Origin of the sequence: Paraburkholderia sp. GAS82 (assembly GCF_050436285.1) — a bacterium.
Lineage (GTDB): Bacteria > Pseudomonadota > Gammaproteobacteria > Burkholderiales > Burkholderiaceae > Paraburkholderia > Paraburkholderia phenazinium_B.
In genome coordinates this window covers 488675-504158 of the sequence record NZ_JBNDLX010000005.1, presented here as the reverse complement: position 1 = coordinate 504158, position 15484 = coordinate 488675, and the positions used below count along the sequence as shown (strand labels likewise).

14 protein-coding genes are annotated in these 15484 nt (G+C 62.7%); 10 read left to right on the top strand and 4 right to left on the bottom strand.

Features of this window, described 5'->3' with window-relative positions:
• Positions 1-140: 140 nt before the first annotated feature.
• The 5 genes from P3T17_RS18710 (at position 141) to P3T17_RS18690 (ending at position 6351) form a co-directional block, all read left to right on the top strand.
• Complete coding sequence (locus P3T17_RS18710) at positions 141-1025, top strand: dihydrodipicolinate synthase family protein (RefSeq protein ID WP_429408430.1); 885 nt, start codon at positions 141-143, stop codon at positions 1023-1025.
• 86 nt (positions 1026-1111) lie between these two features.
• Positions 1112-2536 carry an FAD-binding oxidoreductase gene (locus P3T17_RS18705; RefSeq protein ID WP_429408429.1) on the top strand — a complete coding sequence of 475 codons (1425 nt, stop codon included), beginning with the start codon at positions 1112-1114 and terminating at the stop codon, positions 2534-2536.
• Between the two features lie 90 nt (positions 2537-2626).
• Positions 2627-3952: an MFS transporter gene (locus P3T17_RS18700; protein ID WP_429408538.1), complete on the top strand. Its 1326-nt coding sequence runs from the start codon at positions 2627-2629 to the stop codon at positions 3950-3952.
• A gap of 66 nt (positions 3953-4018) precedes the next feature.
• Positions 4019-5341, top strand: a complete 1323-nt coding sequence (locus P3T17_RS18695) for an MFS transporter (RefSeq protein WP_429408427.1) — start codon at positions 4019-4021, stop codon at positions 5339-5341.
• Positions 5342-5400: 59 nt separating this feature from the next.
• Positions 5401-6351: a dihydrodipicolinate synthase family protein gene (locus P3T17_RS18690; protein ID WP_429408425.1), complete on the top strand. Its 951-nt coding sequence runs from the start codon at positions 5401-5403 to the stop codon at positions 6349-6351.
• Here P3T17_RS18690 and P3T17_RS18685 read toward each other — a convergent pair.
• The 4 genes from P3T17_RS18685 to P3T17_RS18670 form a co-directional block, all read right to left on the bottom strand.
• Entirely contained in the window at positions 6348-7214 is an 867-nt protein-coding gene (locus tag P3T17_RS18685) for an amidohydrolase family protein (RefSeq protein ID WP_429408423.1), read from the bottom strand. The genes P3T17_RS18690 and P3T17_RS18685 overlap by 4 nt on opposite strands.
• 22 nt (positions 7215-7236) lie before the next feature.
• Entirely contained in the window at positions 7237-8490 is a 1254-nt protein-coding gene (locus P3T17_RS18680; RefSeq protein WP_429408421.1) for an MFS transporter, read from the bottom strand.
• Positions 8491-8565: 75 nt separating this feature from the next.
• Complete coding sequence (locus P3T17_RS18675; RefSeq protein WP_429286087.1) at positions 8566-9291, bottom strand: GntR family transcriptional regulator; 726 nt, start codon at positions 9289-9291, stop codon at positions 8566-8568.
• Positions 9292-9384: 93 nt separating this feature from the next.
• Positions 9385-10308 (bottom strand): LysR substrate-binding domain-containing protein, encoded by a 924-nt coding sequence (locus tag P3T17_RS18670; protein ID WP_429286086.1) that lies wholly within the window; start codon positions 10306-10308, stop codon positions 9385-9387.
• A gap of 137 nt (positions 10309-10445) precedes the next feature.
• Here P3T17_RS18670 and P3T17_RS18665 point away from each other — a divergent pair, with 137 nt between their 5' ends.
• The 5 genes from P3T17_RS18665 to P3T17_RS18645 all read left to right on the top strand — a co-directional run bounded on the left by P3T17_RS18665 (position 10446) and on the right by P3T17_RS18645 (position 15473).
• The gene (locus P3T17_RS18665; protein ID WP_429286085.1) at positions 10446-11513 is read left to right on the top strand and encodes an ABC transporter substrate-binding protein; all 1068 of its coding nucleotides are present in this window, start codon (positions 10446-10448) and stop codon (positions 11511-11513) included.
• A gap of 77 nt (positions 11514-11590) precedes the next feature.
• A complete protein-coding gene (locus P3T17_RS18660) occupies positions 11591-12667 on the top strand; it encodes an ABC transporter ATP-binding protein (protein WP_429408420.1) in 1077 nt (358 codons plus the stop codon).
• The gene (locus P3T17_RS18655; RefSeq protein WP_074266291.1) at positions 12654-13526 is read left to right on the top strand and encodes an ABC transporter permease; all 873 of its coding nucleotides are present in this window, start codon (positions 12654-12656) and stop codon (positions 13524-13526) included. Before P3T17_RS18660 ends, P3T17_RS18655 begins: the two co-directional genes overlap by 14 nt.
• Before the next feature lie 13 nt (positions 13527-13539).
• Positions 13540-14337, top strand: a complete 798-nt coding sequence (locus P3T17_RS18650; RefSeq protein ID WP_429286083.1) for an ABC transporter permease — start codon at positions 13540-13542, stop codon at positions 14335-14337.
• A complete protein-coding gene (locus P3T17_RS18645) occupies positions 14334-15473 on the top strand; it encodes an NAD(P)/FAD-dependent oxidoreductase (RefSeq protein ID WP_429408418.1) in 1140 nt (379 codons plus the stop codon). The genes P3T17_RS18650 and P3T17_RS18645 overlap by 4 nt, the downstream gene beginning before the upstream one ends.
• Positions 15474-15484: the final 11 nt, after the last annotated feature.

Below are 15484 nucleotides of genomic sequence, written 5' to 3'. Positions count from 1 at the left end.
TGACGCTTCGCCGATTTCTAACTAACATGTCAGCTACAGTTCGGTCCGTCATTGGATGATGGCTGGGTCGCGCCGGATCGATTTCGAACGCCCAGTGCGGAGGTGGAGCCGCCGGGACGTATGACTGAAGGAGACGGGTTATGTCTTTCGAAGGACAGGGCGTGCTGGCAGCAGTGACGACGCCGCTCGACGCTGCGAACCGCGTGGATGTGGCGCTGCTGGCGCAGCATTCGGCAGATCTGCTGCGGCGCGGCTTACACGGCATTACTCTGTTCGGCACGACCGGCGAGGGTCAGTCGTTCACGGTCGCCGAACGGAGCGCAGCGCTCGAAGGGCTGCTCGGGCGCGGAATCGGCAGTGGTGATCTGGTGGTCGGCGCGGGCGCTGCGGCACTGGGCGACGCGATCTTCTTGACGCGGCATGCGCTGGCGCAGGGCTGCCGCCGTGTCTTGCTTTTACCTCCGTTCTATTTCAAGGATGTCAGCAGCGCCGGCGTGGTCGAATCGATCGGTCAGGTGATCGACGCGGCCGACGATCCGGGCTTGCGCGTCATCCTCTATCACATTCCTCAGGTGTCCGGAGTGAGTTTCGACGACGAGGCGATCGCGACACTGCGTCAGCGCTACGGGAACGTGATAGACGGCATCAAGGACAGCAGCGGGAACCTCGATCATTCGCTCGCCCTGATCCGCAATCATCCTGGCCTGAAGGTCTATGTGGGCGCGGAGGACACGATTGGACGCGCGCGGGCAGCGGGCGGTGCCGGATCGATCTGCGGGCTTGCCAACATCGCGCCAGAGCAGGTTCGCGCGTCTTACGACAGCGAACAGGACCGAGACTTCGGCGTGCTAAAGGATCTGCTGCGGGCCGTGGCAGGTCAGCCCTTTGTGCCGCTTCTCAAGGCATGGGTCGCCGCTTGCCAGGGCAACGACGGATGGCGCCGCGTACGCGCGCCGCTCATGGCGATTGACGCGGATGTAAAAGCCGCATTGCCGCGCGCGCTGCTAGCCAGGACGACGGTGTGACGGTGTCAGCGCAACCCACCGCCCGGTAATCACGCACCGGGCCGATGCGAACCCGCGCATGCTGCGAAAACAGGGAAGGAGACACGATGGACCACGAAATCTGCTTGCCCGAGAGGGCCGGCGATACATCCGAGGCGTTGTTCGCCGCATTGCGCGATGCCCTCGGGGCTGCCGCTGTGCTGACCGGCAACGACATCCCCACGCGTAACGAACAGGACTGGAGCACGCTCGGGCCCCAGCGGCCCCTCGCGGTGCTGCGTCCTACGGACACGCCCGGCGTGGCTGCGGCGATGCGCATCTGTGCGCAGTATCGCGTCCCGGTGGTACCGCAGGGCGGATTGACGGGACTGTGCGGCGGCGCCAGGCCCATCGAGGGGGCGGTGGCGTTGTCGCTCGAGCGCATGGTGGGGATCGAAGAGATCGACCCTGCATCGGCAAGCATGACGGTCAAGGCGGGCACGCCGCTGCAGAGCGTGCAGGAGGCCGCGGATGAGGCCGGTTTCTTCATTCCCCTGGACCTCGGTGCCCGCGGGTCGTGCGCGATCGGCGGCAATCTGTCGACTAACGCGGGCGGCAACCGTGTGATCCGCTACGGCATGGCGCGTGAAATGGTGCTGGGGCTCGAAGTCGTGCTGCCGGATGGCAGCGTGGTGACGAATCTCAACAAGATGCTGAAGAACAATGCGGGCTATGACCTCAAGCATCTGTTCATCGGCAGCGAAGGGACACTCGGCATCATCACTCGCATCGTCCTGCGCCTGTCTGCCAAACCGGGTTGCACGATGGCAGCGTTGTGCGCACTCGAAAGCTACGACAAGCTGGTCGTGTTTCTGAACGCGGCGCGCCGCGGCTTGGGGCCGCTCCTGTCCGCCTTCGAGGTGATGTGGCCGGATTACTGGCAGACGGTCACGCAGCGTGTACCCGGCGTGAGCAATCCGCTGCCGGGCGAGCATGCCTGCTACGTGCTGATCGAAGCCCAGGGAATGGATGCGGCGTACGACGCCCCGCGTTTCGAGTCCTGGTTGATGCATCAGATCGAAGAAGGCGTACTCGCCGACGGAGCGCTGGCTCAATCGCTCGCGGACGTGCAGGCATTCTGGGGCGTGCGCGATGCCTGCGCGGAATTTCCGCAGGTCCTCGGGCCTCACGAACCATTCGACATCGGCTTGCCGGTCGCGGTGATGGACGAATACGTGAGCGCATGTCTCGCAGCCTTGCGCGCCCGCTTTGCCGACGCGGTTGCACTCTTCTATGGGCACATCGGCGACGGCAACCTGCATATCGTCGCCTGCGTGCCGGGTGCTTCGCCGCAACCGAAAGAAGAGATCACCGCGATTGTTTACGGTCTCGTACAACAGTTCGGTGGGACGATCTCAGCTGAACATGGCATCGGCATCACCAAGAAGCCGTGGCTGCCGTACACGCGCAGCGAACCTGAGCTTGCCCTGATGCGCCGCCTGAAAGCCGCGCTCGATCCGCTGAATCTGCTCAATCCCGGCAAGGTGGTTTAAACCGCCGTCCACGATCACCGGCGCGAGACCGGATGCGGTATCCCGTCAAGGGAACAACAAGGAGACGAGATGGAGACGAACCTGCACCCCATGCACGGCGATGAAGAGGTTTTGGTGGAGCGCGCAATCAGGCGCGCCAAGTGGCGGATCGTGCCGTTTCTGATCCTGATGTACATGCTGTCGTACCTCGATCGGGCGAACATCGGTTTTGCGCAGCAGTCCTATCAGGCGTCGACGGGCGTGAGCAACGCTGCGTTCGCCTTCGGCGCAGGTATTTTCTTCATCGCCTACGCGTTGTTCGAAGTGCCAAGCAATCTGATGATGCATCGTGTCGGCGCGCGTGTCTGGCTTTCGCGCATCATGGTCACATGGGGGCTGATTTCGGCGGCCATGGCATACGCGTCGAGCGATTCGCTTTTCTCGTTCATCCGTTTCTTTCTGGGCGCCGCCGAGGCGGGACTGTTCCCAGGTGCGGTTCTCTACATGACGCACTGGTTTCCCGCTCGCGCACGCGGACAGATCATGGGGATCTTCTACTTCGGCTCGCCGCTCGCGTTGATGCTGGGCGGTCCGCTATCGGGCATGCTGCTTGAGTTCGATGGCCTGTTCGGCCTGCACGGCTGGCAATTGATGTTCCTGGTCGAAGGCCTGCTGGCGTCGGTGGTAGGCGTGTGGGGCTATTTCTATCTGTGTAATCGTCCCGAAGACGCGAAGTGGATGCCGCGCGATGAAGCACAAGCGCTCGCGCGCGCACTTGCTGCTGAAGATCGGCAGAAACTAAAAATCGGCAAGATGACTTTCCGTGCCGCACTGGTCGATCCGAAGCTGCTGCATTTCGCGCTCCTCTATTTCTCGATCCAGATTGCAGGCTACGGGGTGGCGTTTTATTTGCCGACCCAGGTAAGCGCGCTGCTGCATGTCAAAGTGGGCCTGCACGTCGGGCTGATTTCGGCCATTCCGTGGGCCTGCGCCATCGTGGCGGGTGCGTTTTATCCGGGCTTCGCGGTGCGTACCGGACACCGGCGTGGTTTCGCGGTGCTCTCGGCTCTCTCTATCGCGTGTGGTCTTGCGGTATCGGCCAATATGGGTCCCGTTGGGGCGATCATGGCCCTCTGTTTCGTCACGATGGGCATCATGACGGTACAGCCGATCTTCTGGACGTTTCCAGCAGCCTATCTGGGCGGCACCGCAGCGGCGGGCGGTTTCGCGGTGATCAACGCGATCGGCAATCTTGGCGGTTTCTTTGCGCCGACCGTGCGCAATGCCGTCGAGGCGTCGTTTCACTCGGTGCCTGCGGGACTTTATGTGCTTGCGGCGAGCGGCCTCGTGGCGGCGCTTCTGCTTGCCATGCTGCGTCCCGCGCAGGCCGATCGCCGCGTGTCCGATCCGGCCGAGCCTTTGCGCGCGGAAGTTTGACATACACGAGGTGGCAAACAACTACGATGACGCAGTCATACCTGCTATGAGACGGAGACAGCGAGCATGAGCGATACCGCGCAAAGTCAGCCCACCCCGCCAGGAATGCGCCGAGCCCAGCATGTCGCGCTCGTGCTGCTGATGGTGAGCGGTGTCGTCAACTATATGGATCGCGGCACGCTGGCTGTCGCCAACCCGATGATCCGTGCCGAGCTCGGACTTTCGCTCGGTCAGATGGGTCTGCTGCTGTCGGCGTTCCTGTGGGTCTACGCAGTGTGTCAGTTACCGATTGGCGGACTGGTCGATCGCATTGGCCCACGCCGGCTGCTGGGCATTGGGCTTGTTGTGTGGTCGCTGGCGCAGATGGCGGGTGGCCTCGCGTCCAGCTTCGGCTTCTTTATCGTTGCACGCGCCGTGCTCGGCATTGGCGAAGCGCCGCAGTTTCCTTCGGCCGCCCGGGTCGTGAGCAACTGGTTTCCGTTGCGCTCGCGCGGCACGCCCACCGGCATCTACAACGCGGCCTCGCCGTTGGGGAGCGCGCTTGCACCGCTGTGCCTGTCGTTTGTCGTGGTGTCCTTCAACTGGCGTTGGGCCTTCATTGCAACGGGTATGCTGGGTCTTGTGGTCGCAGTCATCTGGTTTGCGTTGTACCGCGATCCGGACAAGTCGCAGATGACCGAGGCGGAGCGCCGCTATCTCGACGAGGGCAGCCAGTCTGCAGGCGAAGTACCTTCCAAGCTCACGTTCGCCGAATGGCGAGGTCTGTTTTCGTATGCGACGACCTGGGGGATGCTGATCGGCTTCTTCGGCTCGGTGTATCTCAACTGGGTTTATCTGACCTGGTTGCCGGGCTATCTGACGATCGAGCGGCACATGAGCCTGATCCATACCGGCTTCGCGGCATCTGTGCCGTTCCTGTGCGGCATCGTCGGCTCGCTGGTGGCGGGCTGGTTCTCCGATCTGATTACCCGGGGCAGCCGTTCGCCGGTGGCGAGCCGCCGCAACGCGGTGGTGGTCTCGATGCTCGGCATGATGGTCTTCACGATTCCGGCTGCTCTCGTCGAGAGCAATACGATCGCGGTCGCCTGCATTTCGGTGGTGGTCTTTTTAGGCAACGCGGCGGCGGCTTCGTCATGGGCTTTGGCGACAGCGGCAGCGCCGCCCAGCCGGATCGCGTCGCTGGCAGCCATCCAGAACTTCGGCGGTTTTCTCGGCGGCGCGCTGGCGCCGATCGCGACCGGCTTTATCGCCCAGGCGTCGTCGTTCGTGCCGGCGCTATTGACGGCCGCGGGCATCGCGGGCGCCGGGGCGATGGCCTATCTGCTGCTGGTGCGCAAACCGATTCCCGAACAGGAAGGCGCGGCGGGCGTGGCTCACGTACCCGCCTGATGGGAGCGTGACACGCGTTGCACGTCGCGATCGAAACAGTATCTTTTGAGGAGAGGTTGATGGGTCATACATCGAAGCCCGCTGGTGTTATCGAGGGCATTGTTCCCGTGATGCTGACGCCGTTCGACGAGAGCGGTGCGATCGACTACGGCGGACTCGAGCGCCTGATCGAGTGGTATCTCGAGCATGGCTCGGATGCGTTATTCGCAGTCGCGCAGTCGAGCGAGATGCAGTTTCTGAGTCTTGCGGAGCGTGCCGCGCTCGCGCGCTTTGTGGTGGATAAGGTGGCGGGGCGGGTGCCCGTGGTCGCGTCCGGCCATATCAGCGACGATCCGGATGCGCAGGCTGAAGAACTGCTGGCTGCGGCAGCATCGGGGGCGCAAGGGGTGGTGCTGGTCACGAATCGGCTGGATCCGAAGCGTGAGGGCACGGCCACCTTTCTGACGAATCTGCGGCGCCTGCTGCGGCGTTTGCCATCCGATCTGCCGCTTGGGTTATACGAGTGCCCTGCGCCGTATCGGCGGCTGCTTTCCGACGAGGAACTAAAAGCGTGTATCGACACCGGTCGCTTCGTCATGCTTAAGGATGTCAGTTGCGATCTGTCCACCGTGAAACGGCGTGTCGCGTTGGCAGAGGGTTCACCGCTGAAGATACTGAATGCGAATGCCGCGATCGCGTGGGATGCGATGAAGGCCGGCTCGGCAGGCTTCAACGGCGTATTCACCAACTTTCATCCGGATCTTTACCAATGGTTGCGTAGCGAGAGTGCTCGCAATCCGGTGCTAGCCGAAGAATTGTCGACGTTTCTGGTGATTGCGGCAGTCTCGGAGGCGCTCGGCTACCCGGCGCTCGCGAAGATCTACCATCAGCGTATCGGCACATTCAACTCGATTCGCTGCCGCGTGATCGACTACGACGTGCGCGAACGCTTCTGGGCACTCGACGCGGTGCTCGACAAGATCGTTGCCGGCACAGAGCACTTCCGCGCGCGGATCGCTGCGGTGCGTTAGCGGAACTGGAACAGCGACGCGGGCGTGTCGACCAGCACGGCGCGTAACTGATCCGGCTGATTCACGAAGGATTCGAGTTGATCGCGAGTCAGCCGGGCGTTCTGCACGTCTTCGAATTGCGTATGCGGCCAGTCGGTGCCCCACACCAGACGGTCGACGCCGAATTCACGAACCAGCGCGGGCCATGCGCTGACTGCTGCCGCCAATGCCGCAGCCGGATCAGCGCGCTCGGGGCTCACGCGATACGCACCCGACACTTTCACCCACACCTGTCGCGTCGGGCCGAGCGAGAGCAGGGTGGCGAAGCCGGGGTCACCGGTGCCGAGCGCCGGATCGAAGCGGCCAAAATGATCGACCACCATATGCACGCCGCTGGCAAGCACGGCCGCCGCAATCGCGGAAAGACGTGCTGCTTCGATCTGCACCTCGAAATGCCAGTCCAGGTCCGCCATGCGCTCGAGAAACGGCGCCCATACCGTATCGCCAAAGTCGGGCAATGCGGTGCCGATCAGATTGGCACGCACGCCGACCACGCCGCGCGCGTGCCACGCCTCGATCTGCGCGATATCGCGCGCTGGATCCACTACGACGATGCCGCGTAACTGTTCGGGATGCGCGTCGAGGCACGCAAGTAGAAAGCTGTTGTCGGTGCCGAGAAAACTTGGTTGAACCAGAACACCGTGCGATAAGCCCAGGCTCGCGAGCATCGCGCGATAGTCTTCGAGCGTGGCCTCGTAGGCTGGCGCATAGCGTCGGCCTGATACGAGCGGCAAGCCGTGCACGAACACGTGCGCGTGACCGTCGATGCCCGTGATGGGCAACGTAGTAGCGTGGAGGACGGATGTACCGTTGGAAGCAGTCATTCGTGAATTCGTGACACTCAAATCAGGCTGCAGGCTCTTCGTCTAGTGTACGACCGCGCGTTTCCGGCAGCATGAGGATCGAAACCGCGACGATTGCGTAAGCGACCGCAGCATCGATACCGATGGCGAAGCCCAGAGAAAACTGACCGGCAAGATGTCCGACCATGACCGGGAAGCCGGCCGAGACCACTCGTCCGAAGTTATAGCAGAAGCCGACACCTGTACCGCGCGTGCCACGCGGATAGAGCTCGTTGAAGAGCGCGCCCATGCTCGCGGGAATTCCGGCAGCGAAGAAACCGAGTGGAAAGCCTAAGGCGAGCATGGCCTGATTCGACATCGGCAGGAAGACGTACAGGATCACCGTCGCCACGCAGCAGACCGAAAATAGAAGGATGGTCTGGCGGCGGCCGATGGCATCGAGCAACACCGACGCTGCCAGACAGCCGAAAAAGAACGCGAGGATGATGACCGCGAGATAGCCGCCGGTGCCGAGCACGGAGAGATGCCGCTCGGTCTTCAGAAAGGTGGGCAACCAGGTGGTCAATGCGGAATAGCCGCCATGTGCGCCGACGCCGAGCAGGCCGCCGATCAGCGTCATGCGCAGCACATCCGGCGCGAAGATCGAGAGCAACGGGACGCGTTCGGCGGAGCCAGGCTTACCTTCCTGCGCACCCTTCTTCGCGGCGGCAACGGGCTCCTTGAGGTTGCGCCGCACGTAGATGATCAACAGCGCCGGCAGGATACCGATACCGAACATCACACGCCAGCCGAGCGCGGGCGACAGGAACGAGAACACCCCTGCATAGAGCAGCACCGCTGCGGCCCAGCCCACGGCCCATGCGCTTTGCACAGCGCCCATTGCCTTGCCGCGATGCCGGTTGCTGATGGTCTCGGCCATCAGCACTGCGCCGGCTGCCCACTCGCCGCCAAAGCCAAAACCTTGCAGAGCCTTCAGCACGATGAACTGCGGAAAGTTTTGTGCAAACGCGGATAGCAGCGTGAAAACCGAAAACCAGGCCACGGTGACCTGCAAGGTGCGCACGCGACCGTAGCGATCCGCTGCCGCGCCGCAAATCCAGCCGCCCAGCGCCGACGCAACCAGCGTCACGCCGCTAACAAGCCCCGCCTGGGTCTTGCTGATGCCCCATTCGGCGATGATCGCAGGAATCACGAGGCTGAACATCTGCACGTCGAGCGCATCGAGCGCCCAGCCGCCGAAACAGGCCCAGAACGTGCGCCGCTCGTTCTTCGATACTTCGCCATACCAGGAAAACATCTGAACTCCACGCGCCGTATGCCGGCGTCGACGATGCTGCTTGTTAAACCCCAAAAGTGCGTGACGACGCGCCGCTCAGCGAATCTCTATGTCGTACGCAAAGTGTTGCGCGGCGCCTCGCGAAAGACGCCATTCGAGCGGTGCGCCGTCGTAACCGAAGGCGACTCGTTCGATCACGACGATCGGACTGTGTGCCGCCACTCGCAGCGTGGCGACATCCTCTTCATTGGCGGTCTCTACCGTCAGTCGTTCGTCGGCGCGCGCCACCACGCGGGCGCAGCGCTGTTCATAGAATGGATAGAGCAGCGGACCGAACTCTTCGATCGGGCAGTCGGCCAGCGCAACGAACGGTTCATACGGCAACCAGATCTGCTCGGCCACGATCGGCTGGTCGTCGATCAGCCGCAAGCGCGCGAGCCGGATCGCTTTGGCGCCCGTTTTGAGGCTGAATCTCGCCACGACCGCTTTGGGCGCGCGCATCACGGCGCGCTCGAGAATGCGGCTCTCAGGGACGCGTCGCTCACCCGAGGGCGAGTGAAAACGGAAGAAGCGGAACAACGAACGGTCGAAGGCGGCGCGGCGCACGAAGGTGCCGCGTCCCTGGAAGCGTTCGACCAGTCCTTCACGCTCAAGCAGGTCGACCGCCTTGCGTACCGTGCCGACTGCGAGGCCATAGGCGAGCGCCAGTTCCTGTTCGGTCGGCAACGGGTCTTGAGGCTGCCATTCAAGCGCGGCAATGCGGGCGGCCAACTGGTCGCGCAGGCGGTGATAGCGGGGAATGCGGTCGTCCAAGATCGTCAAGGTCCGATGGCTGGTGAAAATTCATATATATGTTTATATGAATCGCCTCGGATGAGGATCGGGGTTTTCCCTGAACGACCGCTACATCAAGCTCTAACGCCGGCTCGGACGGCGCGGCTTTTCAAAACTGTCCAGCAGGTCCTGGTGCTCCTTGCGCAGTAACTGGACGAACTCGAGCGTCAGGCGATCGCGCGGCTGATGCGGCGGATACAGCAGATACGTGGGAAACAGCACCGCGGGCTTGAACGGCCGGATCTCGATGCCGGGCCCCGCAAAGTCGCGCGCGACGATGGGGTGCGCCAGCGTTACGCCCATCCCGCAACGCACCATCTCGCAGCAGATCGCCGAATACTGCGCTTCGATGGCGAGTACCCGTTGGACTCCGGCGCGTTCGAAGGCTTCGTCCATTTGCGTCCGGGTGCCGTCGCCATGACAGAGGGAGATGAACGCTTCGCCCTGAAAGTCCTCGGCCTTCAGCACGGACTTCTTCGTCAGACGATGGCCGGCCGGCAGCACGCAAACCGCTGCGGCTTCCGACAACAGTTCCACTTCGCAGGTGGACGCTTCGCTCTTGTAGACCGCTACGCCCAGATCGCAGAACTGCGAGGAGGTCCAGTGATTGACCGTCCCCGAGGTATTCACGTGAAGCGACACGGTGACTTCCGGCCGCAATTCCTGAAAGCGTTTGATGACATGCGGCACCAGCGTCAGACCCGCGGAAGGCATGGCTGCGATGCGCAGGCGCCCGCTGCCCAGGTTCTTGATCTGCGCGGCCGCGTTGGTCAGTCCCTGAAGCCCGACATAAGCGCGCTCCACCTCGCGAAAGAAGGCGTTGCCTTCGCTGGTGGGGATCAGTCTGACGCCGCTGCGCTGGAACAACAGCAGCCCGGTTTCGCGTTCCAGCTGCGTGATGAGCCGGCTGATGTTCGGTTGCGAAGTGAACAACTCCTTCGCCGCTGCGGTCATGGATCCAGCCAGCATGACCGCCCGAAACGCTTCAATGTGCTTCAGATTCATCGTGCGCAACCCATATCAGATTGGTATGGATTGTTATTTTATTCGTATTGGACGTTATGCATTTTGCCCGACAGAATCTTTTCAACTCACATGTATTCCCGCAAGTGCCCGGCAGCACATTGACTGGAGACCAGCCCATGCGATACCCGCAGCGAAACCCTCGTCCGCTATCTGTCCGTTTGCTGCTGGCCGCACTCGGCATTGCCGGTGTGTTGTGCGGGCCGCTGGTGGCGCAGGCCGACACCACGCTTTACGTGGCCAACGTCGGCGGTTCGAACGAGCAGATGTACCGGCAGACGATCATCCCGGCGTTCGAGAAGGCGCACAACGTCAAGATCGTCTATGTGGCGGGCAATTCAAGCGACACGCTGGCGAAGCTGCAGGCGCAGAAGGGCCATGAGCAGATCAACGTCGCTGTCATGGACGACGGTCCGATGTACCAGGCCATGCAGATGGGCCTGTGTTCGAAAATCGCGGACGCACCCGTCATGAACGACCTGTATCCGCTCGCGCACCTCGGCCCGACTGCGGTGGGCGTCGGCATGGTGGCGACGGGGATCGGCTATAACGAGGAAGCCTTCAAGAAGATGGGCCTGCCCGCGCCGGATTCCTGGACCGTGCTGACCGACAAGCGTCTGAAGGGCAAGCTTGGCATGCCGCCGATCACCAACACGTACGGCCTGCACGCGCTCGTGATGCTCGCGCGGCTAAATGGCGGCGGCGAAAAGAACATCGATCCAGGCTTCGCCGCGATGACAAACCAGGTCGCGCCGGATGTGCTGTCGTGGGCACCGACGCCAGGCGAAATGGACGGCCTGATGCAGAACGGCGACGTGATTCTCGCACCCTACGGTAGCGGCCGCGCGGTTGCGTTGCAGAACACGGGCTTTCCGCTAAAGTTCTTCTATCCGAAGGAAGGCGGTATCGCGCTGCAGGTCGCGGCTTGCGTGGTGGCCGAAAACGCGCAGCCCGAATTGTCGCAGCAATTCATCCAGTATCTGTTGAGTCCGGAAGTGCAGGCTATCCAGGCCAAGGCGATAGGGCTCGGTCCAGTCAACAAGACCGTCAAGCTGGCACCGGAAGTCGCGGCACGCGTACCGTATGGTCCAGACCAGGTGGCGAAGCTGATCGCCGTCGACTGGACGACCATCAATCAGCATCGCGCGGAATGGACCGAGCGCTGGAATCGCAGCGTCGAGCGTTGAGTTCTTAAGCGCCGCCGAGTGGGCCTGCGGCTGCCGCGCCGCTTGTTCGGCCCATCGCTACCCTCACAGGGACGCACATGAGTTTCCTGACACTCAAAGGCATATCGAAGCGCTACGGCGACTTCACTGCGATCGAGCAGATCGACCTTGAAGTGGAGCGAGGTGAGTTCCTGTCGCTGCTTGGACCGTCCGGTTGCGGCAAGACCACGACCCTGCAGATGGTAGCCGGGTTCATCACGCCGAGCACCGGCACGATCAGGCTCGATGGACGTGACATCACACACGAGCGGCCCGAAAAGCGCGGCATGGGTGTCGTATTTCAAAGCTATGCGCTGTTTCCACACATGACGGTTGAGGGCAATGTCGGCTTCGGCCTGGAAATGCGCAATATGAAGCGCGCGGCGCGTGCCGAACGCGTGGCCGAAGTGCTCGAACTCGTGCGTCTGAACGGCCTGGGCAGTCGCTATCCGAAGGAACTGTCGGGCGGTCAACGGCAACGTGTGGCCATTGCGCGCGCGCTGGCGATGCGTCCCGAACTGCTGTTGCTCGACGAACCGATGTCGAACCTCGACGCCAAGCTGCGCGAGGAGATGCATATCGAACTGCGCGCCATCCAGAAGCGCCTCGGCATCACGACGATCCTTGTGACGCATGACCAGGTCGAGGCGATGACGATGAGCGATCGCATCGCGGTCATGCATCGTGGCACGATCGCGCAACTGAGCACGCCATTCGAAGCGTACGAACGGCCGAAGACGGCTTTTGCATCGACCTTCCTCGGCAAGACCAACCTGTTGTCGGGAGCCGTTGTACGCCGCAATGGACGCTGCGCCGAAGTGGATGTGGCGGGTACTACGCTCAGGGTGCCGCATGAAGGGCGGCCTGCACAAGGCGATGTCAACGTGTATATCCGCCCGGAAAAGGTTCGTCTGGCGGATGCGGATGCGGATGCGCGCGCGAGCGGCCGCATCACCACGCGGGTGTTCGTCGGCAACCAGTGGCTGCTGCAGGTCGATACCGGCATCGGACGCCTGAGCGTGGCGCAGCCTAACTTCGGTGCGCCACCGCCAGAAGAAGGCCAGCACGTCGGTCTTGCGTGGTCCGATGATGACCTGCGCATGCTCGAGAAGGAGAAGCCCGATGGCCACTCTTGACCACGATCGCGCGGGCGCGGCGCCGTGGCTTTTGTCCGGGCCGGCGCTGCTGCTGTTCGGCGGCCTGCTGCTGGTACCGCTCGTGCTGACCCTGGTGCTTTCGTTCCATGCCTTTAGTGACAGCCAAGGCACGCTTGCGGCTTATACGTTGTCGAATTACTTAAAGGTAGTCACCGATCCCTACTACGGCGCAATCTTCGCCCGCACAGCCGGACTCGCCTTCGCGGTGACTGCGCTGTGCATTGTGCTCGGCGTGCCCGAGACGATCGTGCTCGCGCGCATGAAGCGGCCGTGGCAGTCGGTGTGCCTGCTGATCGTGCTCGGCCCGTTGCTGATCTCGGTGGTGGTACGCACGCTGGGCTGGCAGATCCTGCTCGGCAACAACGGAGTGCTTAACAACGCACTGCAGGCGCTGCATTTCACCTCCGAGCCGATCCGTCTTGTCTTCACCATGACCGGCGTAGTGATTGCACTCACCCACGTACTGGTGCCCTTTATGGTGATGTCGGTGTGGGCAACGCTGCAAAAGCTCGATCCGCAGGTCGAATGGGCAGGCCTGTCGCTTGGCGGGTCGCCGCTGCGAGTATTCCGGCGAGTCGTGCTGCCGCAGATCCTGCCAGGCGTGCTATCGGGTTCGATCATCGTATTTGCGTTATCTGCCTCGGCGTTCGCCACGCCTGCGCTGATTGGCGGCCGGCGACTAAAGGTGGTTGCAACGGCGGCCTACGACGAATTCCTCGGCACGCTCAACTGGCCGCTCGGCGCGACGATTGCGGTGTTGCTGCTGATCGCCAACGTGGCGATCGTGATGGGCTGCAGCCGGCTCGCCGAACGTCGTTTCAAGCACATCTTCGATTGATGGGGAGGACGCCATGAAACAAAACGGATTCTGGGGTCTCCTGTTCAACGCGCTGTTTCTCGCGTTTATCCTTGCGCCGCTCGTCGTGGTGGTCGCGGTGTCGTTCACCGACAAGGGTTATATCTCGATGCCGTTCGATGGCGCATCGCTGCGCTGGTTCAGAGCGATCCTCGAGAACGAGGACATCGTCGACGCATTCTGGCTGTCCGTACGGCTTGCGCTGGTGGCGGCGACGCTCGGCGTCGCGCTCGCGGTGCCCGCGGCTCTCGCGATTGCACGTTATCGCTTTCCGGGGCGCGGCGCACTCACCGGCTTTTTCCTTTCGCCGATGATGATTCCCGCCGTCGTGCTCGGTATCGCGTTCCTGCGCTTTCTGAGCCTGCTCGGACTCGGCGGATCGTTCTGGGCGCTGTGTGCGACTCACGTGATCATCGTAGTGCCGTACGCACTGCGGCTCGCGTTGTCGTCGGCCGTCGGTCTCGATCGCGACGCTGAGCGTGCCGCGCTTTCATGCGGCGCGAGCCGCTTCACCGCGTTCCGCCGCGTCGTGCTGCCGATGATCCGTACGGGCGTGGTCGGCGGCTGGGTGTTGTCCTTTATTCAAAGCTTCGACGAATTGACCATGACCATTTTTGTCGCGACGCCGGGCACGACCACGTTGCCCGTCGCGATGTATAACCAGATCGCGCAAACGATCGATCCTTTGGTGGCGTCCGTGTCGACGGTGTTGATCGCCGGCACGGTTGTCCTGATGCTGGTGCTGGACCGGATGGTCGGTCTGGACCGCGTCCTGATCGGAGAAACACGATGACAGTTGATGTAGCCGAAAGTCCCGACGTGCTGGTGGTAGGCGGCGGGCTGGTCGGTACGGCGGTGGCGTATGGACTCGCCAGAGAAGGTGCAAAGGTAACCGTGCTCGATGAAGGCGATGGTGGCTTTCGCGCTTCGCGCGGCAACTTCGGTCTGGTGTGGGTGCAAGGCAAAGGCTATGGCCTGTCGCCTTACGCGCGCTGGACACGCAGCTCGGCTGACCGCTGGCCGGCGCTTGCGGCAGCGTTGCTGGAGGACACCGGCATCGACGTGGCGTTGCGGCAGCCGGGCGGCTTTCACCTCTGCTTCTCGGACGAGGAACTGGCCGAACGCAACAAGCGCCTCGGCATATTGAAGGCGGAGTTAGGCGGCGATTACCCCTATCAACTGCTCGATGCCAAAGAACTGCGTGAGCGTTTGCCTGCAATCGGACCCGAGGTGATCGGCGCGAGCTACACGCCGATGGACGGCCACGTGAATCCGCTCAAGCTGTTGCGCGCGTTGCACGATGCGATGCAACGGCGCGGCGTGACGCTGGTCGGGAACAGCCAGATCGGCCGCATTGCGCCGGAGGAGGGCGGCTTCGCCGCGCATGGACGCAACGGTGTGTGGCGTGCGCCGCGGATCGTGCTGGCTGCGGGCCTCGGCAACAGCTCGTTGGCGCCGCAGGTCGGGCTGCATGCGCCGGTGAAACCGAATCGCGGGCAGATACTGGTCAGCGAGCGCGTCGCGCCTTTTCTGCATCATCCGACGATCAACGTACGGCAGACCGACGAGGGCTCCGTGCAGCTGGGCGATTCGATGGAGGAGGTCGGCTTCAACGACTTCACGACGACCGATGTGCTGTCGAAAATCGCGCGTCGCGGCGTGAGAGCTTTTCCGTTTCTGAAAGATGTCCGTTTGGTGCGCATGTGGGCGGCGCTGCGCGTGTATAGCCCTGATAGCTTCCCGATCTACGAGCAGTCGGCGCAGTATCCGGGAGCGTTTGTTGTCACCTGTCACAGCGGCGTGACGCTGGCTGCCGCCCACGCGCTACGCATTGCCCCTTGGGTCGTGGGCGGCGCGATACCTGATGAGCTCAGCGCATTTCCCGGTGGCCGGTTCCTTTCGCCTGCGAAAATCCTTAGTCATGCTTGATACACGACTCT